Annotated in this window: 24 protein-coding genes; 4 read left to right on the top strand and 20 right to left on the bottom strand. The window is 63.3% G+C overall.

Annotation, left to right across the window (positions count from 1 at the left end; translation table 11 throughout):
- Positions 1 to 76 precede the first annotated feature (76 nt).
- The 13 genes from fusA to ACFT1A_RS12410 all read right to left on the bottom strand — a co-directional run bounded on the left by fusA (position 77) and on the right by ACFT1A_RS12410 (position 14,721).
- Positions 77 to 2,179 carry an elongation factor G gene (gene fusA, locus ACFT1A_RS12470; protein ID WP_378447211.1) on the bottom strand — a complete coding sequence of 701 codons (2,103 nt, stop codon included), beginning with the start codon at positions 2,177 to 2,179 and terminating at the stop codon, positions 77 to 79.
- Positions 2,180 to 2,380: 201 nt separating this feature from the next.
- Positions 2,381 to 2,851 carry a 30S ribosomal protein S7 gene (gene rpsG / locus ACFT1A_RS12465; RefSeq protein ID WP_003941856.1) on the bottom strand — a complete coding sequence of 157 codons (471 nt, stop codon included), beginning with the start codon at positions 2,849 to 2,851 and terminating at the stop codon, positions 2,381 to 2,383.
- Positions 2,851 to 3,225: a 30S ribosomal protein S12 gene (gene rpsL / locus ACFT1A_RS12460; RefSeq protein WP_003941908.1), complete on the bottom strand. Its 375-nt coding sequence runs from the start codon at positions 3,223 to 3,225 to the stop codon at positions 2,851 to 2,853. Before rpsL ends, rpsG begins: the two co-directional genes overlap by 1 nt.
- A gap of 409 nt (positions 3,226 to 3,634) precedes the next feature.
- Positions 3,635 to 4,180, bottom strand: coding sequence for a DUF3558 domain-containing protein (locus ACFT1A_RS12455; protein WP_378447210.1), 546 nt, complete (start codon positions 4,178 to 4,180; stop codon positions 3,635 to 3,637).
- Positions 4,177 to 4,725 carry a DUF3558 domain-containing protein gene (locus ACFT1A_RS12450; RefSeq protein ID WP_378447209.1) on the bottom strand — a complete coding sequence of 183 codons (549 nt, stop codon included), beginning with the start codon at positions 4,723 to 4,725 and terminating at the stop codon, positions 4,177 to 4,179. The genes ACFT1A_RS12455 and ACFT1A_RS12450 overlap by 4 nt, the downstream gene beginning before the upstream one ends.
- Before the next feature lie 50 nt (positions 4,726 to 4,775).
- Positions 4,776 to 5,387, bottom strand: coding sequence for a TetR/AcrR family transcriptional regulator (locus ACFT1A_RS12445; protein WP_378447208.1), 612 nt, complete (start codon positions 5,385 to 5,387; stop codon positions 4,776 to 4,778).
- Positions 5,388 to 5,447: 60 nt separating this feature from the next.
- Positions 5,448 to 6,233, bottom strand: coding sequence for an enoyl-CoA hydratase family protein (locus ACFT1A_RS12440; RefSeq protein ID WP_378447207.1), 786 nt, complete (start codon positions 6,231 to 6,233; stop codon positions 5,448 to 5,450).
- Positions 6,234 to 6,257: 24 nt separating this feature from the next.
- Positions 6,258 to 7,418, bottom strand: a complete 1,161-nt coding sequence (locus ACFT1A_RS12435) for an acyl-CoA dehydrogenase family protein (RefSeq protein ID WP_033236424.1) — start codon at positions 7,416 to 7,418, stop codon at positions 6,258 to 6,260.
- Positions 7,418 to 9,403, bottom strand: coding sequence for an acetyl/propionyl/methylcrotonyl-CoA carboxylase subunit alpha (locus ACFT1A_RS12430; protein WP_378447206.1), 1,986 nt, complete (start codon positions 9,401 to 9,403; stop codon positions 7,418 to 7,420). Before ACFT1A_RS12430 ends, ACFT1A_RS12435 begins: the two co-directional genes overlap by 1 nt.
- An 8-nt stretch (positions 9,404 to 9,411) precedes the next feature.
- Positions 9,412 to 11,010 (bottom strand): acyl-CoA carboxylase subunit beta, encoded by a 1,599-nt coding sequence (locus ACFT1A_RS12425; protein WP_378447205.1) that lies wholly within the window; start codon positions 11,008 to 11,010, stop codon positions 9,412 to 9,414.
- Positions 11,007 to 12,155 (bottom strand): acyl-CoA dehydrogenase family protein, encoded by a 1,149-nt coding sequence (locus tag ACFT1A_RS12420; RefSeq protein ID WP_378447204.1) that lies wholly within the window; start codon positions 12,153 to 12,155, stop codon positions 11,007 to 11,009. The genes ACFT1A_RS12425 and ACFT1A_RS12420 overlap by 4 nt, the downstream gene beginning before the upstream one ends.
- Complete coding sequence (locus ACFT1A_RS12415; RefSeq protein WP_378447203.1) at positions 12,152 to 13,873, bottom strand: acyclic terpene utilization AtuA family protein; 1,722 nt, start codon at positions 13,871 to 13,873, stop codon at positions 12,152 to 12,154. Before ACFT1A_RS12415 ends, ACFT1A_RS12420 begins: the two co-directional genes overlap by 4 nt.
- Positions 13,870 to 14,721, bottom strand: coding sequence for a TIGR03084 family metal-binding protein (locus ACFT1A_RS12410; RefSeq protein ID WP_378447202.1), 852 nt, complete (start codon positions 14,719 to 14,721; stop codon positions 13,870 to 13,872). The genes ACFT1A_RS12415 and ACFT1A_RS12410 overlap by 4 nt, the downstream gene beginning before the upstream one ends.
- A 125-nt stretch (positions 14,722 to 14,846) precedes the next feature.
- Here ACFT1A_RS12410 and ACFT1A_RS12405 point away from each other — a divergent pair, with 125 nt between their 5' ends.
- The 3 genes from ACFT1A_RS12405 to ACFT1A_RS12395 are packed head-to-tail and all read left to right on the top strand — an operon-like array spanning position 14,847 to position 17,076.
- The gene (locus ACFT1A_RS12405) at positions 14,847 to 15,647 is read left to right on the top strand and encodes a crotonase/enoyl-CoA hydratase family protein (RefSeq protein ID WP_378447201.1); all 801 of its coding nucleotides are present in this window, start codon (positions 14,847 to 14,849) and stop codon (positions 15,645 to 15,647) included.
- Positions 15,644 to 16,504: a DMT family transporter gene (locus ACFT1A_RS12400; protein WP_378447200.1), complete on the top strand. Its 861-nt coding sequence runs from the start codon at positions 15,644 to 15,646 to the stop codon at positions 16,502 to 16,504. The genes ACFT1A_RS12405 and ACFT1A_RS12400 overlap by 4 nt, the downstream gene beginning before the upstream one ends.
- Positions 16,505 to 16,548: 44 nt before the next feature.
- Complete coding sequence (locus ACFT1A_RS12395) at positions 16,549 to 17,076, top strand: gamma carbonic anhydrase family protein (RefSeq protein WP_378447199.1); 528 nt, start codon at positions 16,549 to 16,551, stop codon at positions 17,074 to 17,076.
- Between the two features lie 40 nt (positions 17,077 to 17,116).
- Here ACFT1A_RS12395 and ACFT1A_RS12390 read toward each other — a convergent pair whose 3' ends face one another.
- From ACFT1A_RS12390 to ACFT1A_RS12360, 7 genes are all read right to left on the bottom strand, one after another.
- A complete protein-coding gene (locus ACFT1A_RS12390) occupies positions 17,117 to 18,103 on the bottom strand; it encodes a pirin family protein (protein ID WP_378447198.1) in 987 nt (328 codons plus the stop codon).
- Positions 18,104 to 18,123: 20 nt separating this feature from the next.
- Entirely contained in the window at positions 18,124 to 18,597 is a 474-nt protein-coding gene (locus ACFT1A_RS12385; RefSeq protein ID WP_378447197.1) for a MarR family winged helix-turn-helix transcriptional regulator, read from the bottom strand.
- Positions 18,584 to 19,678 carry an LLM class flavin-dependent oxidoreductase gene (locus ACFT1A_RS12380; RefSeq protein WP_378447196.1) on the bottom strand — a complete coding sequence of 365 codons (1,095 nt, stop codon included), beginning with the start codon at positions 19,676 to 19,678 and terminating at the stop codon, positions 18,584 to 18,586. Before ACFT1A_RS12380 ends, ACFT1A_RS12385 begins: the two co-directional genes overlap by 14 nt.
- Before the next feature lie 146 nt (positions 19,679 to 19,824).
- Positions 19,825 to 21,357 (bottom strand): DHA2 family efflux MFS transporter permease subunit, encoded by a 1,533-nt coding sequence (locus ACFT1A_RS12375; RefSeq protein ID WP_378447195.1) that lies wholly within the window; start codon positions 21,355 to 21,357, stop codon positions 19,825 to 19,827.
- Positions 21,354 to 21,824 carry a MarR family winged helix-turn-helix transcriptional regulator gene (locus ACFT1A_RS12370; protein WP_378447194.1) on the bottom strand — a complete coding sequence of 157 codons (471 nt, stop codon included), beginning with the start codon at positions 21,822 to 21,824 and terminating at the stop codon, positions 21,354 to 21,356. Before ACFT1A_RS12370 ends, ACFT1A_RS12375 begins: the two co-directional genes overlap by 4 nt.
- A gap of 88 nt (positions 21,825 to 21,912) precedes the next feature.
- On the bottom strand, positions 21,913 to 22,878 hold the full coding sequence (locus tag ACFT1A_RS12365; RefSeq protein ID WP_378447193.1) for an NADPH:quinone oxidoreductase family protein: 966 nt from the start codon (positions 22,876 to 22,878) through the stop codon (positions 21,913 to 21,915).
- 79 nt (positions 22,879 to 22,957) lie between these two features.
- The gene (locus tag ACFT1A_RS12360; protein WP_378447192.1) at positions 22,958 to 23,614 is read right to left on the bottom strand and encodes a TetR/AcrR family transcriptional regulator C-terminal domain-containing protein; all 657 of its coding nucleotides are present in this window, start codon (positions 23,612 to 23,614) and stop codon (positions 22,958 to 22,960) included.
- A 65-nt stretch (positions 23,615 to 23,679) separates the two neighbouring features.
- On the opposite strand from ACFT1A_RS12360, the gene ACFT1A_RS12355 reads away from it, so the two are divergent.
- Positions 23,680 to 24,669 carry an NAD(P)-dependent alcohol dehydrogenase gene (locus ACFT1A_RS12355; RefSeq protein WP_378447191.1) on the top strand — a complete coding sequence of 330 codons (990 nt, stop codon included), beginning with the start codon at positions 23,680 to 23,682 and terminating at the stop codon, positions 24,667 to 24,669.
- Positions 24,670 to 24,705: the final 36 nt, after the last annotated feature.

Below are 24,705 nucleotides of genomic sequence, written 5' to 3'. Positions count from 1 at the left end.
GTTGTTACTTGGTCGTGCTTCGTGCCGGAAGAAACCGAGGTCGCTTACCGGCGCGGGCTGGGGAGCTTGCTTGCGCTTACTCGCCTGTCGCCTTGGCGATGATTTCCTTCGCAACGTTCACGGGAACCTCTGCGTAGGAATCGAACACCATGGAGAAGTTCGCGCGACCCTGAGTCCTGGACCGCAGGTCACCGATGTAGCCGAACATCTCCGAGAGCGGAACCTGCGCCTTGACGACACGGGCACCACTGCGTTCCTCCATGGCCTGAATCTGGCCACGGCGGGAGTTGAGGTCGCCGATCACGTCGCCCATGTAGTCCTCGGGCGTAGTGACCTCGACAGCCATGATGGGTTCGAGGATGACGGGGCCGGCCTTGCGGGCGGCTTCCTTCAATGCCTGCGAACCGGCAACCTTGAATGCCATTTCCGAGGAGTCGACGTCGTGGTAAGCACCATCGAGCAGCGACAGCTTCAGGTTCACGAGCGGGTAGCCGGCGAGAACACCGTACTGCATCGCGTCCTGCGCGCCGGCATCCACGGAAGGGATGTACTCGCGCGGGATACGACCGCCGGAAACCTTGTTCTCGAACTCGTAGGTAGCACCGTCTTCGCCCACGAAAGGCTCCAGAGCGATGATGACCTTTGCGAACTGGCCCGAGCCACCCGTCTGCTTCTTGTGGGTGTAGTCGTGCTTCTCGACCTTCTTGGTGATGGTCTCGCGGTAAGCGACCTGCGGCTTGCCGACGTTGGCCTCGACCTTGAACTCGCGACGCATGCGGTCGACGAGGATGTCGAGGTGGAGTTCGCCCATGCCACCGATGACGGTCTGACCGGTCTCGTCGTCGAGTTCGACCGAGAAGGTCGGATCCTCTTCGGCCAGCTTCTGGATGGCGACACCCAGCTTTTCCTGGTCGGACTTGGTCTTGGGCTCGATGGAGACCTGGATGACCGGTGCCGGGAAGGACATCGACTCGAGGACGATCGGGTTCGCCTGATCGCACAAGGTGTCACCGGTGGTGGTGTCCTTGAGGCCGATCATTGCGTAGATGTGGCCGGCTACAGCCTCGTCTACCGGGTTCTCCTTGTTGGCGTGCATCTGGAAAAGCTTTCCGATGCGCTCCTTCTTGCCCTTCGTCGCGTTGAGCACCTGCTGGCCCGGATCGAGACGACCCGAGTACACGCGAACGAAGGTCAGCTTGCCGAAGAACGGGTGAGCGGCGATCTTGAAGGCGAGAGCCGCGAACGGCTCGTCCTTGCTCGGCTTGCGAGTGATCTCCACTTCTTCGTCACCGAGCTTGTGGCCGACGACCTCGCCGATGTCCAACGGGTTCGGCAGGTAATCGATGACCGCGTCGAGCATGGGCTGAACGCCCTTGTTCTTGAACGCGGAGCCACAGATCACGGGGTAGAGCTGCGAAGCGACCGTCATCTTGCGGATGGCGCCCTTGATCTCCTCGACCGTGAGCTCTTCACCTGCGAAGTACTTCTCCATGAGAGCTTCGTCGGACTCGGCAACGGTTTCGAGCAGCTTCTCGCGGTACTCTGCAGCCTTCTCGGCGAGGTCCGCGGGGATCTCTTCGATGGTCGGCAGTGCACCGGTCGGAACCACGCCGCGCCAGGTGATGGCGCGCATCTCGACCAGGTCGACGACGCCGTCGAAGTCGTCCTCAGCGCCGATGGGCAGCTGGAGAACGAGCGGCTTCGCGCCGAGACGGTCGATGATGGTCTGGACTGTGAAGTAGAAGTCCGCGCCCATCTTGTCCATCTTGTTGACGAAGCAGATACGCGGAACGTCGTACTTGGCAGCCTGACGCCAAACCTGCTCGGACTGCGGCTCGACACCTTCCTTACCGTCGAAGACAGCAACTGCGCCGTCGAGCACGCGCAGCGACCGCTCCACCTCGACCGTGAAGTCGACGTGGCCGGGGGTGTCGATGATGTTGATCTGGTTGTTGTTCCAGAAGCAAGTCACGGCGGCAGACGTGATCGTGATGCCGCGTTCCTTCTCCTGCTCCATCCAGTCCGTCGTCGACGCACCGTCGTGCGTCTCACCGATCTTGTAATTGACACCGGTGTAGAACAGGATGCGCTCGGTGGTGGTGGTCTTGCCGGCATCGATGTGCGCCATGATGCCGATGTTGCGGACCTTGTTCAGGTCAGTCAGCACTTCCTGTGCCACAGGTTTCTTCCCCGCTCGTTGCTTGGTTTTCGGGTGTCGGCCGTATCCGGTGTGTTCCACCGTCAAGGCCATGGTCTTTCAATTATGTCTCTGCCGAGGCGAACCTGGCCACCTGCGTCCGGAAACCGGCGAGATGATCAGGTCGCCAACGGCGACAAGCGTCGGAGCCCCACCCGATGGCAGTTGCTCCGACGCTTTACATCACCAGCGGTAGTGGGCGAATGCCTTGTTGGCTTCGGCCATCTTGTGAGTGTCTTCGCGACGCTTCACAGCTGCACCGAGGCCATTGCTGGCATCGAGGAGCTCGTTGGCGAGACGCTCGACCATGGTCTTCTCACGACGTGCACGCGAGAAGGTGACCAGCCAGCGCAGTGCCAGCGTGGTGGAACGACCGGGACGAACCTCGACCGGCACCTGGTAGGTAGCGCCACCGACGCGGCGGCTACGAACCTCGAGTGCAGGCTTGACGTTGTCCAGGGCGCGCTTGAGGGTGACGACCGGATCGGTGCCGGTCTTCTCGCGTGCCTGCTCGAGAGCCTGGTACACGATTCGCTCTGCGGTGGACTTCTTGCCGTCCAGCAGGATCTTGTTGACGAGCTGCGTCACCAACGGGGAACCGTAAACCGGGTCGTTGATGAGCGGGCGCTTCGGAGCGGGGCCCTTACGTGGCATTAGCTCTTCTCCTTCTTGGCGCCGTAGCGGCTGCGTGCCTGCTTGCGACCCTTGACACCCTGGGTGTCGAGGGAGCCGCGGATGATCTTGTAACGGACACCCGGGAGGTCCTTCACACGACCGCCACGGACGAGCACCATGGAGTGCTCCTGAAGGTTGTGACCTTCGCCGGGGATGTACGCGGTGACCTCGACCGAAGTCGTGAGGCGAACACGTGCGACCTTACGGAGCGCGGAGTTCGGCTTCTTGGGGGTGGTGGTGTACACGCGAGTGCACACGCCACGACGCTGCGGGCTGCCCTTGAGAGCTGCCGTCTTGACCTTGGCGGTCTTGTCGCGGCGACCCTTGCGGACCAGCTGGTTGATGGTTGGCATTTACCGGCTTTCTTGTGACGAACAGACTGCTCGAGCGAACTCGGGCCGTTCGAAAACGTGGCTGTTCTGAAATTAGGGATCTAGCAGTTGGAGCAAGAGAGCTGCTGCTCCTCACCCACCTCAGAGTCTGTACTCAGCACTTTCGTGCCTTGCACCACCCCCGAGGTCGGGCGTGTCGCATACCCCCACACAGGCAGCCGGATGCTCGTTCATCAGCAAAATCTGCTCGAACGCGCGCACGGCAATACCTAGCTAGGCACACAGATCGGCCCGGGCATGCCGGACACGACCCATAACGATACCTGTCGGCGCGCCACAAGGTCAAAGCGAGGCCACGGTGATAGTGACCTCATGCTCTGACCAGACACTCTGGCCGCATGCGCAGACCACACAGCCGGATCGGTCCCGATCAGATACTGCGGTTCAACGTCAACCCGCCGAGCTTTGCCGCAGCCTCGCACGGATCCGCTCCGCCTTGCGGCTCGGTGACCCACCACCCGAACACTCCCCCGGCCGGCGCGCTCGCGCTCACCCCGCAACTCTGCGGATCGGCCGGCTGGCGAACCTGGTACCCGCTACTGCCGTTGATGTCGATCTTCGCCACCACGTATCCCAGATGTTCGAAAGCAGCGCGCTCGTGATCGAGGGTGCCCGTCTCGAACCAGTTGAAGGTGATCTTGATCGGACCCGCGGCCCCGATGCCGTCCCAGCGGCAGATAGCGCCGAAGAACCCACGACCGACGGCGTCGGCACCCACGGCGCCGGCGATCTGCTCGTCGGTGACCGCTTCGCATTCTTGGAGGACGTTCGCGAATTCCTGGCTGTCACTACCGCGGTAGCTGCCCTCCGCGCGGGGAGTCCCGGTGACCACCGAGCCGCAGCCCGTGAGTAGAACCATCGACCCCGCCAGGGCGAGTCCGATCCTTGCGCTCTTGAGTGTGCCCTCGAACCTCACTGTGCCCTCGAAACTGTTTTTTCCATCAGATCCCGTGCAACCGTGCACGGATCAGCGGTCGGAGGCAGCAAGCCGTAGGTGATCGACCAGTGCACGAAGTCTCCGCCGAACGCGATACCCAACTCGCACAGCGAACCCGCCGTGGACGCGATGAAGCCCTGGTGACCACCGATCGTGATGTCGTCGGCGGGACGTCCGAGCAGGTCGGACCCTGCCCGTTCGCGGCCGATCGGGCTTCCGCGGTACCAGGAGAAACTGACGCTCGGGCCATTCGAACCGGCGACCTCCCATTGGCAACCGACGCCGTTGCGCGTCGTCGTCGCAAACGTGCCGAGATTGAAGGCGTTGACAACTTCTTCGTCGGTCACCGAGCCGCATTCGGCGAACATCGGACCGGGATCGGTGGGTGCAAGGGCCGGCGAATTGGCGCCGTCGCCCGACCGATCGGCAGACCCGTCGTCGGAGCTGCAGCCGACCACCGCCGAGAGCACGGCAGCCGAGACCAATACCGAAGTCCCGATCGAAGTGAGAGTGCGTGCGGCCATGGAGCCGACTGTACTTCTCGGTGGCCCCCGACACACGCCCCGCTACCGATTCAGGGGGTTGTGACCGGTACCCGAACCAGCGTGGAATCCAATTGCGCCGCCCACTGTTTGACCACCTCGGTGCGCCGACGCGAGTCGTCGGTGAGTACGTCTGCCAGCCCTAGCCCTCGGGCCAGGTCCAGTGTCGCCTGTACCAAGCGATGCGTCACCGGATCGGAGTCGTCGACACCCAGACTCTCGACAGCCATGCGGTGCGCGATGCGCCCGAACCGTTCCTCGAGGGGCAGGACGCGGGCACGCAGGTCGGGGTCGGAGGCGGCGGCCGTCCACACCTGCAGTGCTGCCTTGAAAAGGGTCCCGGTGTAGTACTCGACCAGCCGCGAAATGATCGCCTCGGTTCGTCCGGCACCCACCGGAAGGTCGGTCGATTCCTTTCGCGCCTGATCCATCCGGGCGTCGAACATCACCTCGAGCGCCGCGGTGATGAGGTCCTCACGAGTCGGGAAGTGGTGCTGCATCGCACCTCTGGACACCCCGGCACGCTGCGCGACGACGCTCATCGTCGTTGCGCTCCATCCGAGTTCGGCGAGACACTCCACCGTCACTTCGAGCAGGTGGGAGCGCGTGACTCGACTTCGGTCCTGCTTGGGCTCTCGAGTCATCGCGCCGCCATCCCTTCTACTTCTGTGTTCCAGCGCTTCTGTGTCCCAGCTGCGCAGTTTCTACTGCGCCCAGGCCGCTGGACGCTTCTGCAAGAAAGACATCATGCCCTCACGAGCCTCGTCAGAGGAAAACAGCCGAGCCGACTGCGCGATCATCTCCTCGCCGTCCCGGTCGAATCCGGCCAGGACCGAACGCGTCGTGATCCACTTCGATTCGGCCAGCCCCTGCGGTGAACATTGGCGCAAAGTGCCGAGCAGTTCGGTGATCGACTCCCCCGTGTCCTGCGACGCGGAGGTGACGAGTCCGATGGATTCGGCCTCGTGCTGGCCGAACTTCTCTCCGGTGAGCAGGTAGCGGCTCGCGGATCGCTGGTCGAGCCTCGGCAGGACCGTGAGCGAAATGATGGATGCTGCCAAGCCCAATCGTGATTCCGTCACCGCGAAGGTGCTCGCCGGTCCGGCGACGACGATGTCGCACGCCCCGACAAGACCCATGCCTCCGGCCCGGACGTGACCGTCGATGCGCCCGATCACCGGCTTGGGAAGCTCGAGAATGCTGCGCAAGAGCGTCAGCATCCCCCGGCCGCGCTCCTTGACGGCTTCCTCCGGTGACGCGGACGACCCCGAAGCCTCACTGAGATCGGCTCCCGCACAGAATGTTCCACCGGTGTGGGTGAGCACTACCGCCCGAACCGCTGGATCGGCCGCAGCCGACGTCAACCCCGCCTGCAACTCCGTGACCAACCGCGTCGAAATCGCGTTGCGGTTGTGGGGTGAATCGAGAGTGATCGTGGCAGCACCGCCTGATACTTCGTACCGTACGTATGGCTTGTCCTGATCCGTCATGAGTCTCCTCTTCAGTAGGACCGTCTAGTAAGACCGCGGCAGACCGAGGGAATGCTGCGAGACGAAGTTGAGGATCATCTCGCGACTGACCGGAGCAACGCGGGCGATACGTGCCGCGCCGAGCATGGCAGCCAGTCCGTATTCCTTCGTCAGACCGGCGCCGCCGTGCGTCTGAATCGCTTGATCGAGTGCCTTGATGCTGGCCTCGGCGGCCGCATACTTCGCCATGTTCGCGGCTTCGGCAGCACCGAAATCGTCACCGCTGTCGTAGAGCACCGCGGCCTTCTGCATCATCAGCTTGGCGAGTTCGAGTTCGATCTTCACCTGCGCGAGAGGATGCGAAATACCCTGGTGCGCACCGATCGGCGTCTTCCACACCGTTCGCTCGTTGGCGAACTTCACCGCAGCGTTGAGGGCGTAACGGCCCATACCGATCGCCATCGACGCACCCAGAATGCGCTCCGGATTGAGGCCGGCGAACAACTGCATCAGGGCGGCATCAGCTTCACCGACCAGAGCGTCGGCCGGCAGGCGCACGTCGTCGAGGAACAAGATGAACTGGTGGTCCGGTTCGATGATGTCCATCTCCATCTGCGTCTTCACGAATCCGGGAGAATCCGTGGGGACGATGAACAGAGCGGGCTTGAGCTTGCCGGTCTTGGAGTCCTCGGTGCGCGCAACGATGAGGACCGCGTCAGCTTGATCGACGCCCGAAATGTAGATCTTGTTGCCGCTCAGGATCCAGTCTTCGCCGTCGCGACGAGCAGTCGTCGTGATCTGGTGAGAGTTGGAACCTGCGTCGGCCTCGGTGATTCCGAACGCCATGATCTTGGAGCCGTCGGCGAGACTGGGTAGCCACTGCTGCTTCTGCTCCGCAGTGCCGTACTTGCCGATGATGGTGCCGCAGATGGCCGGCGAGACCACAACCAGGAGCAGACCGGCACCCTGCGCTGCCAGTTCCTCCTGCACCAGCGCGAGTTCGTAGATGCCTGCACCGCCGCCGCCGTATTCCTCCGGCAGGTTGACGCCCAGGAATCCGAGTTTGCCCGCCTCGTTCCACAATTCGGTGAGCGGCTCACCCTTGCGCGCCTTGGGCAGCACGTAGTCGACGTAGTTGAAGCGCTCACCCAGTTTGGAAACGGATGCCCGCAGTTCCTTCTGCTCTTCGGTTTCGATGAAACTCATCATGCTTCCTCTTCTGTAGCGGGTTCTTCCACACGTGCGAGTACCGATCCGACCTCGACCTGCTGGCCGACGGCGACCGGAAGTTCTACCAGGACACCGGCAGTCGGCGCGGTGACAGTGTGCTCCATCTTCATGGCCTCTAGCCACAGAATCGGCTGGCCGGCGGTGACGGTGTCACCGAGTGCGGCGCCGAGGCGGATGACCGATCCCGGCATCGGAGCGAGCAACGAACCGGCAGCGACTTCCGCCGACGGATCCACGAAGCGCGGTGCTGCCGTCAAGGCGACGGGTCCGAGCGAGGAGTCGACAAAAATCTCACTCCCGTAGGCAGACACGTCGAACGAACGCCGAACTCCGCTCTGCTCGAGCACTACCCGGGTCGCAGTTGCCGATACCAGGCTCACGTCGTCGAAGCCTTCTGCACTCAGCACACCACTTCGACTCAGGGAGTAGCGGACGTCGTAGTCGCCCGACGCAGTGGAGTAACTCTTGCTCTGCGGCTGCGACGGGAGGTTGCGCCACCCGCTGGGCAAGCGGCCGATGACGCGGGCCGACGCCCGGTTGTGCGCGGCATCGGCAAGTGCCGCCGCCAGCGCCGAGATCCTTTCGGCGTCGGTGTCGGCCAGAGGCGTTGACAGCTTCTCGAGATCGTGAGTCACGAAGAAGGCCGTGTCGGTATCTCCGGCAATGAACGCCGGGTGAGCCAGGACGTTGACGAGCAGGTCGCGGTTGGTGCGCAAGCCGTGAATCCTGGTGCGCGCCAGCGTCGATGCGAGCAGGCGCGCAGCTGCCGATCGCGTCGGCGCGTAGGAGATGACCTTGGCCAGCATCGGGTCGTAATGGACGCCGACGACACTGCCGTCGATGACACCCGAATCGAGGCGAACACCCTGCTCACGCAGGACACTGAATTCTGCCACGTCACCGGGCAACTCGATGTGGTGAACGGTACCGCTCTGCGGCTGCCAGTTCTTCGCGGGATCCTCGGCGTACAGACGCACCTCGATCGAATGCCCGCGGATCTGCGGCTGCTCGCCTGGGAGCGCGTCGCCCGAAGCGACCTGCAATTGCAGCTCCACCAGATCGAGTCCGGTGGTGCATTCGGTGACCGGGTGCTCCACCTGCAAACGGGTATTCATCTCGAGGAAGAAGAAGTCGCCCTTTTCGTCGGCGAGGAACTCGACGGTTCCTGCGCCTTCGTAGCCGATGGCATTGGCGGCGAGTCGCGAGGCATCGAAAAGCCTGCCGCGCATCGCCGGGATGCGTTGCACGAGCGGCGACGGTGCCTCTTCGACGACCTTCTGGTGCCGACGCTGGATCGAGCACTCGCGCTCCCCCACCGCCCACACGCCGCCGTGTCGGTCGGCCATGACCTGAACCTCGATGTGCCGACCGGTCTCGAGGTAGCGCTCGCAGAAGACCGTCGGGTCGCCGAATGCGGACTGCGCCTCACGCCGAGCCGCTTCCAGTTCGCCGTCCAGCGCCGACAATTCACGAACGACACGCATTCCGCGTCCACCGCCGCCGGCCGACGCCTTGATGAGCACCGGCAGATGAGCTTCGGTCACCGCGGCAGGATCGAGTTCGGAAAGCACCGGCACTCCGGCGGCGTCCATGATCTTCTTGGACTCGACCTTCGAACCCATGAGCTCGATGGATTCGACGGGCGGGCCGATCCACGTCAGTCCCGCGTCGATGACGCTGCGCGCGAACTCCGCGTTCTCGGAGAGGAATCCGTATCCGGGGTGAATCGCGTCGGCGCCCGAGGCCTTGGCGGCGGCGATGATCAGCTCACCCCGCAGGTATGTCTCGGCAGGTGTGTTACCCGGCAGCCGAACCGAGGCGTCGGCTTCGGCGACGTGCGGGCTGTCGGCATCTGCGTCGGAAAACACCGCGACCGTGCCGATTCCGTTCTTGCGGCAGGTCGCAAAGACACGGCGGGCGATTTCGCCACGATTGGCGACGAGTACTGAAGTGATTGTCACGGCGTGCCTCACATACGGAAGACGCCGAAGTTCTCGGTGCCTTCGATCGGGGCGGTGGCAATGGCCGACAGGCACATTCCCACCACGGTGCGGGTGTCTCGGGGGTCGATGACGCCGTCGTCGTAGAGACGCCCGGACAAGAACATCGGAAGTGACTCGGCCTCGATCTGGTTTTCGATCATTGCGCGCATGCCGGCATCGGCCTGCTCGTCGAAGACCTGGCCGCGCGCCTCGGCGGCAGCGCGTCCCACGATGGAGATGACGCCGGCGAGTTGCGCACCGCCCATGACGGCGGACTTGGAACTGGGCCAGGCGAAGAGGAATCGCGGATCGAACGCGCGCCCGCACATGCCGTAGTGACCGGCGCCGTACGACGCTCCGAGCAGGATGGAGATGTGCGGAACCTTGGAGTTGGCAACCGCATTGATCATCATCGATCCGTGCTTGATCATGCCGCCCTCCTCGTATTCCTTGCCCACCATGTATCCGGTGGTGTTGTGCAGGAACAGCAACGGCGTGTTGGAGCGGTTGGCGAGCTGGATGAACTGGGTGGCCTTCTGCGATTCCTCGCTGAAGAGCACTCCACGGGCGTTGGCCAGAATGCCGATCGGGTAGCCGTTCAGCTCCGCCCAACCGGTCACGAGCGAAGATCCGTACAGAGGCTTGAACTCGTCGAAGTCCGAACCGTCGACGATGCGGGCGATGACCTCACGCGGATCGAACGGGATCTTCAGATCGGCGGGAACGATGCCGAGCAACTCTTCCGGATCCTCGAGCGGTTCGATGATCTCCGCGCGAGGCGCCGGACCCTTCTTGGTCCAGTTGAGCCGCTTGACGATCGAGCGCCCGATGCGGATCGCGTCCTGCTCGTCGGCGGCGAAGTAGTCGGCCAGCCCGGACTTGCGAGCGTGCATTTCGGCGCCGCCGAGTGCCTCGTCGTCGGATTCCTCGCCGGTGGCCATCTTGACCAGCGGCGGGCCTGCGAGAAACACCTTGGAGCGTTCCTTGATCATCACGACGTGGTCGGACATGCCGGGGATGTACGCGCCGCCGGCTGTCGAGTTGCCGAAGACCAGTGCGATGGTGGGGATTCCGGCGGCGGAGAGCTGCGTGAGATCGCGGAACATACGCCCACCCGGGATGAACACCTCCTTCTGCGTCGGCAAATCTGCGCCGCCGGACTCGACCAGGGAGATCACCGGGAGGCGGTTCTGCATGGCGATGTCGTTGGCGCGGAAACCCTTACGCAGCGTCCACGGATTGCTGGTGCCGCCGCGCACGGTGGGATCGTTGGCGACGATCAGGCATTCGACGCCTTCGACGACGCCGATACCGACCACGGTGCTGGCGCCGACCGGGAAATCGCTTCCCCAGGCGGCGAGGGGGCACACCTCGAGGAACGGTGAATCCTGATCGAGGAGAAGTTCGATCCGTTCACGCGCCAAGAGCTTTCCCCGCTTGTGGTGCCGCTCGGTGTACTTCTCACCGCCGCCCGCCAGCGCCTTGGCGTGCTCGACCTCGATCTCGGCGAGCTTGGTGTTCATGGTCGAGGTTGCGGTCTTGTACACCTCGGAATTGGTGTCCAGTGTGGACCGGATGACACTCATGACTGATACCCCAATCGCTTGGCTGCGAGGCCGGTGAGGATTTCGGTGGTACCGCCACCGATTCCCAGAATTCGCATGTCCCGGTACTGCCTCTCCACTTCACTTTCCTGCATGTAGCCGAGGCCACCGAACAGCTGAACCGCTTGGTTGGCAACCCATTCACCGGTTTCGACGGCCGTGTTCTTGGCGAAGCACACCTCGGCGATCAGATCTCCGTCACCGGCCATGTATCGCTCGATCACCGAGTGCGTGTACACCTTGGCCACATCGATCTTGCGGGCCATCTCGGTGACGGTGTTCTGCACTGCCTGGCGGCTGATCAGCGGGCGACCGAACGTCTCACGGGCACGGCACCATTCGAGGGTCAATTCCAGGCATCGCTCTGCGCTGGCATACGCCTGCGCGGCGAGGGCGACACGCTCGGAGACGAATGCCTGCGCGATCTGCGCGAAGCCGCTGTTCTCTGCCCCGACCAGATTCTCCACCGGAACTCGGGCGTCGACAAAGGACAGTTCCGCGGTATCGGACGCGCGCCACCCCATCTTCTCGAGCTTGCGTGACACCGTGAATCCCGGTGTGCCCTTCTCGATCACGAGCAGTGAGACGCCACCGGCTCCGGAGCCGCCGGTGCGCACTGCGGTGACGACGAAGTCGGCGCGAACCCCGGAGGTGATGAACGTCTTGGCTCCGTTGACGACGTAATGGTCGCCGTCGCGCTTGGCTGTGGTTGTCAGGTGTCCGACGTCGCTGCCGCCACCCGGTTCGGTGATGGCGAGCGAGCCGATCTTCTCCCCGCGCAGCGTCGGCTTGACCCACTTCTCGATCTGCGCCTCGTCGCCGGCGGCAATCAAGTGCGGCACGGCGATACCGCAGGTGAACAGCGAGGCGAACAATCCGCCAGACGCACCGGCCTGATGCATCTCTTCACAGATCACGATGGAGTCGACGGCGTCGCCGCCTTCACCGCCTGCAGATTCGGGAGCACTGGCCCCGAGCAGACCCAGAGCGCCTGCCTTACGGTGCAATTCGCGCGGGATCTCACCGTCACGTTCCCACTGCGTCAGGTGCGGCAAAATCTCCTGGTTCACGAATCCGCGTACGGTCTCGCGAAGCGCAAGCCTTTCCGGTGTGGTCCACACGGTCACCGTGAATCCTCTTTCTCGTCAGTTGCGGGGAGTAGCGAAATCGGGATGTCGATGCGGCGCGAGCGCAACCATTCGCCAATTCCCTTGGCTTGCGGATCGAACCGCGCCTGCGAGGCCACACCCTGACCGAGGATTCCCTCGATCACGAAGTTGACGGCACGAAGGTGCGGAAGCTGGTAGCGAGTGACGGTCAACTCTGCCGCTTCGGGCAGTAGTTCCTTGAGCTTTTCGACGGTGAGTGTGTGCGCCAACCACTTCCACTGATCGTCCGTGCGAACCCAGACGCCTACGTTGGCGTTTCCACCCTTGTCGCCGCTTCGAGCGCCGGCGATCGTGCCGAGCGGCACCGAGAGCGAAGACTGAGGCGGCAAGGGCTCCGGACGCTCGGGTTCGTCGACAGGTTCGAGGTCCTGCGTCAGCGTCGACGGAGCGATGTCCACACGAGTGCCGTCGGGAAGCACGGCGACGTGAGGCACCGATCCCGCGTCGACGTAGCCGGGGGTGAACACCCCGTACGGTTGGCCGTTGCTCGGCGGCGCGGTCAGCGAGAAGCCTGGGTAGCTGGCAAGTGCCATTTCCACCGCAACCGAGGAGAAGGGACGACCGATCACCTTGGGGTCGGAATCGCGAACCACGCAGCGCAGCAACGCACTCGCAGTTTCTTCGGTATCGGAATCAGGATGATCCGTGCGAGCGAGGGTCCAGACCAGTTCGGCCGGCTTCTTCGTCAGCCAGGATTCGAGTTGGCTCTTGGCCAGATCCGCTTTGGCCTCGATGTCGAGACCGGTGAGGATGAACGTGGCCTCGTTGCGGAACCCGGCCAGTGTGTTCAGCGAGACCTTGTACTGCGGCGGCGGAGCCTCGCCTGTGACGCCGCTGATCAGCACCCGATCCGGACCTTCCTGGGTGAGCACCGCGTTGTCGATGCGAGTGGTCACGTCCGGGCCCGCGTAGCGTCCGCCCGTGATCTCGTACAACAGCTGCGCCGTCACGGTGCCGACGCTCACCTCGCCATCCGTTCCGACATGCTTGGTGATGACGGACGAGCCGTCCGCGTTGATCTCGGCGATCGGGAAGCCAGGGCGGCCCAGATTGGGGATCTCGGTGAAGAACGCGTAGTTGCCGCCGGTGGCCTGGGTGCCGCACTCGATGACGTGGCCCGCCGCGACAGCACCAGCCAGCTGATCGAAATCATCTCGCTTCCAACCGAAATGGTGGGCGGCCGGACCGACGATCACCGAAGCGTCGGTGACACGTCCGGTGACCACGACATCGGCTTCGGCCGACAATGCTTCGACGATGCCCCAGGCGCCGAGATACGCATTGGCCGTCAGCGGGGAGCCGAGTCCGAGTTCGTCGGCGCGGGAGACCAGATCGTCACCCTCGACGTGAGCGATCTTCGCATTCAAACCCAGCTTGGCGTTGACCTCGCGCAGCGCGTCGGCCAGTCCGGCCGGGTTGAGGCCGCCGGCGTTCGCGACGATCTTCACGCCCTTGTCGAGCGCGAGGCCGAGGGTGTCCTCCACCTGCCGCAGGAACGTCTTCGCATAGCCGAGGGACGGGTCCTTCATCCGGTCGCGGCCGAGGATCAACATCGTCAGTTCGGCAAGGTAGTCGCCGGTCAGGTAGTCGAGTTCGCCGCCCTCGAGCATCTCGCGCATCGCCGAGACGCGGTCGCCGTAGAAACCGGAACAGTTGCCGATCCGCACCGAACTCATTTGTCCACCTTCGATTCTCGTCCCTCACCGCTGGATCCGATGGCGGCTCGTCCCTCACCGCTGGATCCGATGGCGGCTCGTCCCTCGCCGCTGGGCCCCGCAAATGCCTGCGCGAACCCGAGCCACTCGTCCGCGTCGCCGCCGTCGGCGACCAGATCGAGATCGGCGCGGTTGGCGCGCTGAGTGACCAGCAAGCAGAAGTCCAACGCCGGCCCCGTCACCTTCTGCGTCGCATCTTCCGGCCCCCAGGTCCAGATCGAACCGTCGGGCGCCGTCAACTCAACCCGGAAATCCTCGGCGGGTGGCGTCTTCTCGTTGACCGAGTACGCAAAATTCCGCGTCCGCACGCCCAGGTGAGCGATGTTCTTGATGCGCGACGTCGGAACTCGTTCGGCACCAAGAGCGTCGGCGACGTCCTGTCCGTGTGCCCACGTCTCCATCAACCGGGCAGTTGCCATCGAGACACCGCCCATGGGTGGGCCGTACCAGGGGAACTTGGTGCCGGCCGGGGCAGCGGTGAGCGCCTCGACGAGAGCAGTGCGCCCCGCCCGCCAATCGGCGAGCAACTCTGCGGGCGGCCGGGCGGCCTGCTCGGCAGCACCGTCGTCGACGAACCCCGCCGGATTCACGAACGCCGCCTTCAACTGCTCCGCGAACCCGTCCGGGTCGGTGATCGCCAGGATTGCTGCACTGTCCGTCCAGTGCAGGTGCCCGATCTGATGGGCGATGGTCCACCCTTCCGCAGGCGTCAATGTCGCCCACTTCTCCTCGGGCAGATCCGCAACCAGGGCGTCGAGGCTCTCGCCTTCGGCCCGCAAGTCATCGATGAACGTCTGAAGTTCGGCCATGCGACCAGCATCACACTCGCGCTTATAAAAATCAAGCACGAATGATTGTTATTGCGAAATCCTGTGGTGAGAGACTGGGCGGAACCGATCCCCGACCCTGCACCATCGATCAAACAGGAGCACCCATGAGCGACGCCGTACTCATCTCACGAACCGGCGACGTGGTCACCTGGACCCTCAATCGCCCGGACACCCGCAACGCGATCTCCGAGATCGACATGATCGAGGCCCTCGAAGACGCGGTCACCGCAGTAAACCGAGATCAGAGTGTGCGCGCGGTGATCCTCACCGGAGCCGGGTCGGCCTTCTCCTCCGGCGGCAACGTCAAACACATGCGAGACAAGGAAGGCATGTTCGGTGGCGCTCCCGGCGAGATCCGCCAGGGCTACCGGCACGGGATCCAGCGCATTCCCCTCGCTCTGTACACGTGTGAGGTGCCGACCATCGCGGCCGTCAACGGCCCCGCCATCGGAGCGGGCTGCGACCTCTCACTCATGTGCGACCTCCGCATCGGGTCGACGGCGTCGGTCTTCGCCGAGAGCTTCGTCAAGGTGGGACTCATCCCCGGCGACGGCGGAGCCTGGCTGCTCCCCCGCGCGATCGGCAACGCCCGCGCTGCCGAGATGGCGTTCACCGGCGAACCGATCGACGCCGCCAAAGCACTCGACTGGGGGCTGATCTCGCAGGTCACCGCGCCCGAAGAATTGCTCTCCGCCGCGCACGCCTTGGCAGCGCGAGTAGCAGCCAATCCCCCGCAGGTGCTCCGCATGACCAAGAAACTGCTCCGTGAGGGCCAGCACCAAAGCCTCGAGAGCCTGCTCGAACTCTCCGCCGCCATGCAGTCGATCGCGCATCACACTCGCGATCACCACGAAGCCGTCGCCGCGATGCTCGAACGTCGTAGTCCTGAGTTCACCGGAGAATGAAGGCCGGCAGTCAGCTACTGCCGGTCGGTGCAGTCCTCACCTCGATACTTTCGCTCCAGTTCGGAGCGGCATTCGCGACGACGCTGTTCTCACAGATCGGGCCGGCCGGAGCGACGACGCTGCGACTGACGATCGCCGCGATCATCCTCGGCGTCATCGTCCGCCCGAGATGGAGCAGGTGGTCGAACCGGCAGCGCAAAGGCATCTTCGCGTTGGGTATCGCGCTGGCCGTCATGAACGGTGCCTTTTACCTCGCCCTCGACACGGTGCCCATCGGCACCGCTGTCACCATCGAGTTTCTCGGACCGTTGACGCTGGCCGCAGTGCTGTCTCGTCGATGGGCCGACGGAGCGTGGGTGCTTCTCGCCTTCGGCGGAGTGTTGCTGCTCGGGTTGGGAGATCACGGCGAATCCGGATTGGACCTGGTCGGGGTGATGTTCGCGTTGATCGCCGCTGCTGCGTGGGCCGGCTACATCGTGGCCGGTTCCCACCTCGCTGCGACCCTCCCGAGCGCCGACGGTTTGGCCGGCGCAAGCATCGTCGCGGCAGTATTGACGCTGCCCTTCGGCCTCGTCTCCGGCGGAAGCGAACTGCTGGATCCGAAGATGCTCGCTGCCGGCGCGGCCGTCGCCATCCTCTCGTCCGTCATCCCCTACAGCCTGGAGATGTGGGCCCTACGCTCCCTCGCCAAAAAGGTCTTTGCCGTCCTCATCGCCCTCGAACCCGCTGCGGCTGCACTGGCCGGAGTTCTCGTGATCGGGCAATCGCTCGACGCCTTCACACTCGTCGCCATCGGACTGGTGGTGACCGCGGGTGTCGGGACTGTTGTCATGAATCGAAAGTCCACGCCGAAATAGTCCAGGTACCGTCAGAGCACGTCATTCCAACGCACAGGAGAACCATGACCAACCCGATCATCGCCACCGTTCTCGGTAACACCCCGCAGATCGACGAAACCGCGTTCATCGCACCCAACGCCACCGTTGTCGGCGCGGTGACCATCGCTGCGGGCGCCAGCATCTGGTACGGCGCAGTCCTGCGCGGCGACGCCGAATCGATCTCCATCGGTGCTGACACCAACATTCAGGACAACTGCACGGTTCACGCCGACCCGACGTTCCCCGCGGTACTGGGCGAACGAATCTCGGTCGGCCACAACGCGGTGCTGCACGGGTGCACCGTCGAAGACGACGTGCTCGTCGGCATGGGCGCCGTGGTGCTCAACGGCGCGCACATCGGTTCGGGATCGCTGATCGCGGCCGGCGCCGTCGTGTCTCAGGGAATGCAGATCCCGCCCGGATCACTGGTGGCCGGTGTGCCCGCCAAGGTCAAACGTGAACTCTCCGAAGGCGAAAAGGCCGGTATCACCGCGAACGGCGCCGGCTACCTGATGCTCGCCAAGGCCCACCAGGACATCGAGCAGGCCTGATCGAGACGACGCTCGCGGCCCGTAGCAGCAAGAACAACGACTAGCCTCGGGGCCGCAACGTACTGTTCGGCAACTCGGGTGCCGGGAGCGCCGGACCGTCGTATCCCGGCACGACGCCGAAACGCTGGTCCGGGACGCTGCCGTCGAATCCGGAGGCAAGCTCGGCCTGCCACTTGCGTCGATACTCGACGATCTCTTCGTGGGTGCGGCCCATGAAGTTCCACCACATGATGACCTGCTCTCCCAACGGTTTACCGCCGAGAAGTAGCAGTCGAGCCGGTTCGGATCCCGGATTACGCAATGTCAGTTTGCCGAAACCCGGTGCTTGATAACCCAACTCGGCCCAGCCGACGGTGGTTCCGCGTAGCACTACCGATCCTTGATCGACGATTACGCCGTGCTCATGTGAACGATCGACGTCGAGGGCGATCTCGGCGCCAGGATCCAAAATCACCTCGGCGCCCAACAATTCGGTGAATGTCGACACCGGAGATGTGTCACCGGCGAGCGAACCGAGGAACACACTGATCGTCGCGCCGCCGGTGGTCACCGGCTCCGGTCGATAGTGAACGAATGCGGGTGCGGTATCGCGCGCCGCATCCGGAAGCGCCACCCACAACTGCATCCCGTGCAGAACCTTGGTGTTCGGCGTCGACACCTCGGAGTGCGCGATCCCACTCCCGGCCGTCATCAAATTCAGTTCACCCGGTCGCACCATCGCATGGGAGCCGATGCTGTCACGGTGCTCGATCTCTCCGGTGAACAGCCAACTGACCGTTTGCAATCCAGTGTGCGGATGCGGCGGCACGTGCATGCCCGGACCAGAGCCGACGTCATCCGGACCGTAGTGATCGGCAAAACACCACGCTCCGATCAACGAACGCTCGCGTTGTGGGAGGGTGCGTCGTACTCGCATCGCCCGTGGGCCACCGAGCGGCACGTCGCGCGGAGTGAGAATCTGAATCTCGCTCTCGACCGGATGGCCTTCGCATTCCTGCTCGACGGGTTGCGCTTCGAGGTTGCTCATATCGTCCATCCTGCCTCTAGTCATGCCTGTGCGAGACGCAGACGCGTGCACAATTCGGCCAACAGTCGAAGTTCGTCCGCGTCCAACGCCGGTCCGACGTGGCGGCGAATACTTGCCGCATGACGGCGACCCACTGATTTCTGCAGCGCTGCACCCGCTTCGGTGAGTTGCACGATTGTGCCGCGGCGGTCGAGTGGATCCACGCTTCGGGACACCAAGCCTTCGCGCTCCAGCCGCTCCACCAGACGGCTGAGCGACGGTTGACTCAACAGAATCTCCCGATTCAGGTCATGCAGGCGCAGACAGTTCCGCGGCGCGAGACTGAGCGTGAACAGCACGTCGTACTCGCGCATCGTCAGCTGATCCCAGACGTCATCGGCAGAGAGCCGCCGCATCACCGACACCTGGGCGCGAAACAAGGCTTCCCAGGCGTCGGTGGCGAGCTCGGTGGTGCTGACCGGAGCCTCTGGCTGTTGTGCGTCAGGCAGTGACACTGCTTGCCTCACGAGCCGCCTTCATCGACGCGTGAGTGGGAGGGTTGTCCGGCACGTGTGCGGGCCGTCTGGCCGCGAACTCACGGCGCAGAACCGGAACAACTTCCTCACCGAGCAGATCGAGCTGCTCGAGCACCGTCTTGAGCGGAAGACCCGCGTGATCCATCAAGAACAACTGGCGCTGATAGTCACCGAAGAAATCGGCAAAAGCCAAGGTCTTCTCGATGACCTGCTCGGGGGAACCGACCGTCAGCGGGGTCTGCTCGGTGAACTCCTCGAGCGAAGGTCCGTGGCCGTACACCGGGGCATTGTCGAAATACGGACGGAACTCCTTGACCGCGTCCTGACTGTTCTTGCGCATGAAGACCTGACCGCCGAGGCCGACGATCGCCTGATCCGCGGACCCGTGGCCGTAGTGCTCGTAACGCTGGCGATAGAGATTGATCAGCTCGATGTAGTGCTCTTTCGGCCAGAAGATGTTGTTCGCGAAGAATCCGTCACCGTGATACGCCGCGATCTCCGCGATCTCGGGGCTGCGGATCGACCCGTGCCACACGAACGGAGCGATGCCGTCCAGCGGGCGCGGAGTGGACGTGAATCCCTGCAGCGGTGTGCGGTACTCCCCTTGCCAGTTCACGACCTCCTCGTCCCACAGCCTGCGAAGAAGTTGATAGTTCTCGAGCGCCAACGGGATTCCGGCGCGAATGTCCTTGCCGAACCACGGGTACACCGGCGCGGTGTTTCCGCGTCCCATCATCAGGTCGACGCGCCCCTCGGCGAGGTGCTGGAGCATCGCGTAGTCCTCGGCGATCTTCACCGGGTCGTTGGTGGTGATCAGCGTCGTGGACGTGGACAACGTGATCTTCTCGGTCTGAGCAGCGATGTATCCGAGCATCGTCGTCGGAGACGACGGAACGAACGGCTTGTTGTGATGCTCGCCGGTCGCGAAGACGTCGAGACCGACTTCCTCTGCGTGCTTGGCGATGGTCGTCATGGCCTTGATGCGATCGTGCTCGGTGGGCGTGACCCCGGTCGTTGGATCAGTGGTGACGTCGCCGACCGTGAAGATTCCGAACTGCATGGTTGCTCCTCCGCGAACTAGATCCATGCGTTTGCATGTAACTGATCAAACATTCAACCATCCCGCTGTATTCCACGGCAAAAGGTGAGGGCGGCACACATGATGTGTGCCGCCCTCACCTGGTCAAACTTTGTACCGGAAACCGGTCAGTGCATAACGATCGGCGCTGCCGTCTCGCCCTCGGCCACCGGCCTGGTGGTCTTGCTCCGCGGCAGGAAGAACGCCGGGATGAGGGTCAGGACGATCAACACGGTGGCAACGAGGAAGGTGTTGCCGAATGCGTCCGACGCTGCGCTGAGAATCGAATCGGCCGCAGACTCTTGCGGGCTACCCGGCTCGGTCGGAATGTGCGACGCCGCTCCGACCATCGTCGTATCGAGGCCACGATCGAGGAGCTGGTTGGTGAGAACCACCGACATCACAGCGGTACCGATCGAACCTGCGGTCTGCTGAACGATGTTCATCAGGGTGGAACCGCGAGCGATCTGCTCGTTGGAAAGCGTCACGATGGCTGCGGTCATCAGCGGCATCATGGTGCAACCCATGCCGAGGCCCATGACGAACAGCGCGCCCATCAGCAACCACGTCGGCGAATCCGAGGCGACCTGTGTGAAGACACCCAAACCGATGAGAATCAGCGGCAAACCGGTCAGGACGATCTTGCCCGGACCGATCTTGTCGACCAGCCGGCCGGCAATCGGCATCGTGACCATGGCACCGAGGCCCTGCGGAGCCATCAACAATCCGGCAGCGAGCGTGGAGTGACCGCCGACCTGAATGAAGTAACTCGGGAAGAGCAGACCGGCGCCCATGAACGCGACGATGAACAACGACGTCGTGATGACGGCGGTGGTCAACTGGCGGTTCTTGAACAGGTACAGGTCGATCAGCGGGTGGTCCTTGTTGAGCGCGTGGAACACAAAGGCGATGATCAGCGCCAGACCGATACCGGCCGACACCAGAACCCTGGCCGAGGCAACGGTTCCCACCTCGGGGATGGACGACACACCGAACAGGAACAGCGCCAGGCCGGGCGAGAGCAGGATCATGCCGAGGAAGTCGAAAGACTCCGAAGGCTTTGCCTTGTCGGACGGCAGAATGATGAATGCTGCTGCCAGCGCGATGATGCCGATAGGCAGGTTGATGAGGAAGATCCAGTGCCAGCTCGCGGCCTCGATCAGCCAACCACCGAGAATCGGGCCACCGATGGGGCCGAGCAGCATCGGGATACCGAGCACGGCCATGACACGACCGACACGGTCCGGGCCGGCGGCCCTGGTCATGATCGTCATGCCGAGCGGCATCAACATGCCGCCACCGAGGCCCTGGAGCACACGGAAGCCGATCAGCGAGGTGATGTCCCACGCCATCGCACAGGCGACCGAACCGAGAACGAACAGCACCAGAGCAGTCATGTACAGGCGCTTGGTACCGAATCGATCCGCTGCCCAACCCGTGACCGGGATGACCGTCGCCAAGGCAAGGGTGTACGCCGTCATCGTCCATGCGACGGTGGCGTACGAGGTCTGGAAGTCCTCGGCAAAGGTGGTGAGCGCGACGCTCACCACGGTTACGTCGAGAATCGACATGATGGCGCCGAGCACCACCACGGACGCAATCTTGAGGACCGCCCCGTCGAGTTTGTCAGGCGCCGTAGCCGGCGCGTTCGGCGATGTCATCGCGAAGTCTCCTGGGTAAGTGCTCGCAGATAGTCACCCGCGAGAATGGGCTTGAGAGCCTCGAACAAACGAATTCGCTCTGGCTCAGGAACACGCGACGCGAAATCACGAAGCTGGCCGCGCTTGCACTCGATGTGGTTGGTCGTCACCTTACGACCGGCCTCCGACAAGGAAACCCGCTTGACGCGCCGGTCCCGCTCGTCTTCACGGCGATCGACCAGGCCCATGTTCACGAGCTGGTCGATGTTTCGTCCCGTAGCTGCCACCGAGAGCCGAAGCTCCTCGGCAACCTCGTTGATCGGGATCGCCGCATCACGTTGTGCAAGTACGAACAGCACACGCACCTGAGAGAACGAGAGATCCAGTTCGATCAACGCATCGATCGACTCCGAATCACCGGCGTTCATCAGGCGAGTGAACAACTCGTCGAGTGCTCCAAACAGGTCATCAGAATCGGAAGCGATCACCTGGCAAATGGTAGTGCGGTTGCAACTATTGCCCAAATGAAAACATGTTGCAACTTATTATTTGGTGAGCACCATCACGTTGGAATTATCATTCCTGCAGCAAGATGGCCTTTCCGAGAACTTTGCCGCTTTCGAGATCAGCCAGGGCAACCGCAGCGTCCGCGAGTGGATACCGGGCCTTGACCAGGGGCCGCAAGCCGTTTCGGACGTGCTCGACCAACGATGTGTGCACCTCGGCTACCGCCTCGGGATTGGTGCGTGTGAATTCGCCCCACGCCGCCCCGACAATGCTGATGTTTCGGAACAGCACCCGATTCACCTTCACCTCGGGAATGCCGCCGCCGGCGAAGCCGATCACCACAAGTCGTCCTTCGGGTGCCAGAACACGCACCGCGTCGTCGAACGCGTCGCCGCCCACCGGATCCACCACGATCTGAGCGCCGACGCCGTCAGTCAGTTCCCGAATCCGTTCTCCCCATCCCGGGGCGAGCGCGACCACCTCGTCGGCACCGAGCTCACGAAGAAAGTCCTCGACGCCCTCGCGTCGTACTACCGCGATCACCCGGGCGCCGTGCGCCTTCGCCAATTGAATGCTTGCCGTTCCGACTCCACCCGCAGCGCCGAGCACAACCACCGTCTCCCCCGCGACGATCTTTGCGCGACGAGCGAGCGCGAACTCCATCGTCTGATAGTTGATGATCAGCGAAGCCGCCTCGTCGAATGCGAGTCCGTCCGGAATTCGAAGTACCTGCGCCGGGTTGACGGCGATCCGCTCCGCATAACCGCCCAGATATGCGGCCGCCAGAACACGATCACCCGGAGCGAAACCCGAGCCCTCGGGCGCGGAGACCACGACGCCCGATATCTCCGCTCCGGGAATGAACGGCGGTTCCGGGCGGATCTGATACTTGCCGTAGGTGATCAGTAGGTCTGGAAAGCAGACGCCACTGGCCTTCACGTCGATGAGGACCAGACCTTCGGCTGCGGGCTCGGGAACCTCCTGCGCGACAATTCCTTCGGGACCGGTCAGTTCCGTAACCACCATTGCGCGCACAGAAAGCTCCTCTTCGGGACATCTGAAATCTGGACCGGTAACCCGGTTTTCTCGACTTTAACCCGGTACTCACGTCAGATCATCGTTCGCTCCCGATGTGCAGTCGTTCGAGTCCGTCGAGAATCAGATCCAGACCGAAAGCGAATTCGGCAGCGTAGCTGTATCCCGGCGCCAGCACGTGCTCGGTAGTTAACTCGGTCAGGTGCGGATACTGACCGCTCTCGAACGATCCCATGATCGCGTTCGCCAGTTCCGTCGTCTCCTGCGCAGTTTCGAACGGCAAGCTCACCTCTTGCAGTACGAAGCCGTAGATGTACGCATCCATGATCGAAAAGGCATGTGCAGCAAGGGCGACCGGAAATTCGGCGGCGCGTAGCGTCCCGATGACTGCGTCGTGGTGACGCAAGGTCGCGGGACCAGGCGTCGTTCGAGACTCCATCAACGGAGTTGCCCACGGGTGCCTTCCCAACACTGCACGAGTGGATACCGCTCGCGCGTGAAGTTCTGTTCGCCATGGGCGTCCCGGCGTCGGCAGGTCGATCTCCGCAAAAACCGCGTCGACCATTCCGTCGAGCAGGTCCCCCTTGTCCGACACGTGGTTGTACAGAGACATCGCCTCGACGCCCAGTTGCGTCCCCAGTTTGCGCATCGTCATCGAGTCGATCCCCACGGAATCGGCCAGTGCGACGGCGCCGCCTACGACGTCGTCTCGGGTCAATCTCGCGCGCTTCTCCACATTGACAGAACTTACACCGTAAGTGTCATACTTACGATGTAAGTATTCGACGAACGGAGAATCGCATGACACAGGAACTGATGACCGCCGTCGTGCAGGATCGATACGGCGAAGCCGACGTTCTCTACCTCGATCGCATTCCGCGCCCCACCGTCGCCGACAACGAAGTGCTGATACGCGTCGAGGCTGCGTCTGTCGACAGAGGGGCCTGGCACCTCATGGCCGGGTTGCCATATCCGTTGCGCCTCGCGGGATTTGGACTGCGCGCACCCAAGAACCGGGTACGCGGACTGGACGTCTGCGGTCGCGTCGAAGCCGTCGGCAGTTCGGTTACCCGCGTGACAGTCGGCCAGGAGGTGTACGGGATCGCGGTCGGCGCTTTCGCGGAATATGCATGCGCGCTCGAATCGAAGATTGCCGCAAAACCAGCCCGGTTGTCGTTCGCGCAAGCGGCAGCGGTACCGGTCTCCGCCCTGACGGCACTGCAAGCGGTGCGCGATCACGGTCACGTGGAGGCGGAGCAATCCGTCCTCGTCCTCGGTGCATCCGGTGGCGTCGGAATCTATGCGGTCCAAGTAGCCAAAGCCCTCGGGGCGCACGTCACCGGCGTGTGCAGTGCATCGAAAATCAATACCGTCCGCGCTCTCGGAGCCGACGAGGTTCTCGACTACCGCGTCGACGACGCCACCGACGGATCGCATCGGTACGACGTCATCATCGACACCGGCGGCAACCGCCGACTGCGAGACCTACGACGAGCACTCACACGCACCGGAACTCTCGTCATCGTGGGCGGCGAGAACGGTGGACGGTGGCTCGGCGGAATCGATCGCCAAATCCGTGCACTGTGCTTGTCTCCGTTCGTATCTCAGAAGCTCGGGTCTTTGATGGCTTCGGAGAACGCCGAGGATCTGGAGGTCCTGACGCAGATGATCGACGCAGGCCTCGTCACCCCGGTGATCGACTCCGTTCATGCCCTCACCGACACCGCCGTCGCTGTGGCACGGATGGTCGACGGTTCCGGCTGCGGAAAGCAGATAATCGCCACTCGCTGAAAAGCCTGACAGAATCGGCTCACTCCAGCGAACAGG

This window comes from Rhodococcus sp. NPDC057135, assembly GCF_042670865.1.
GTDB lineage: Bacteria > Actinomycetota > Actinomycetes > Mycobacteriales > Mycobacteriaceae > Rhodococcus_F.
The sequence above is the reverse complement of the archived record's forward strand: the minus strand, read 5'-3'. Positions and strand labels throughout refer to the sequence as shown.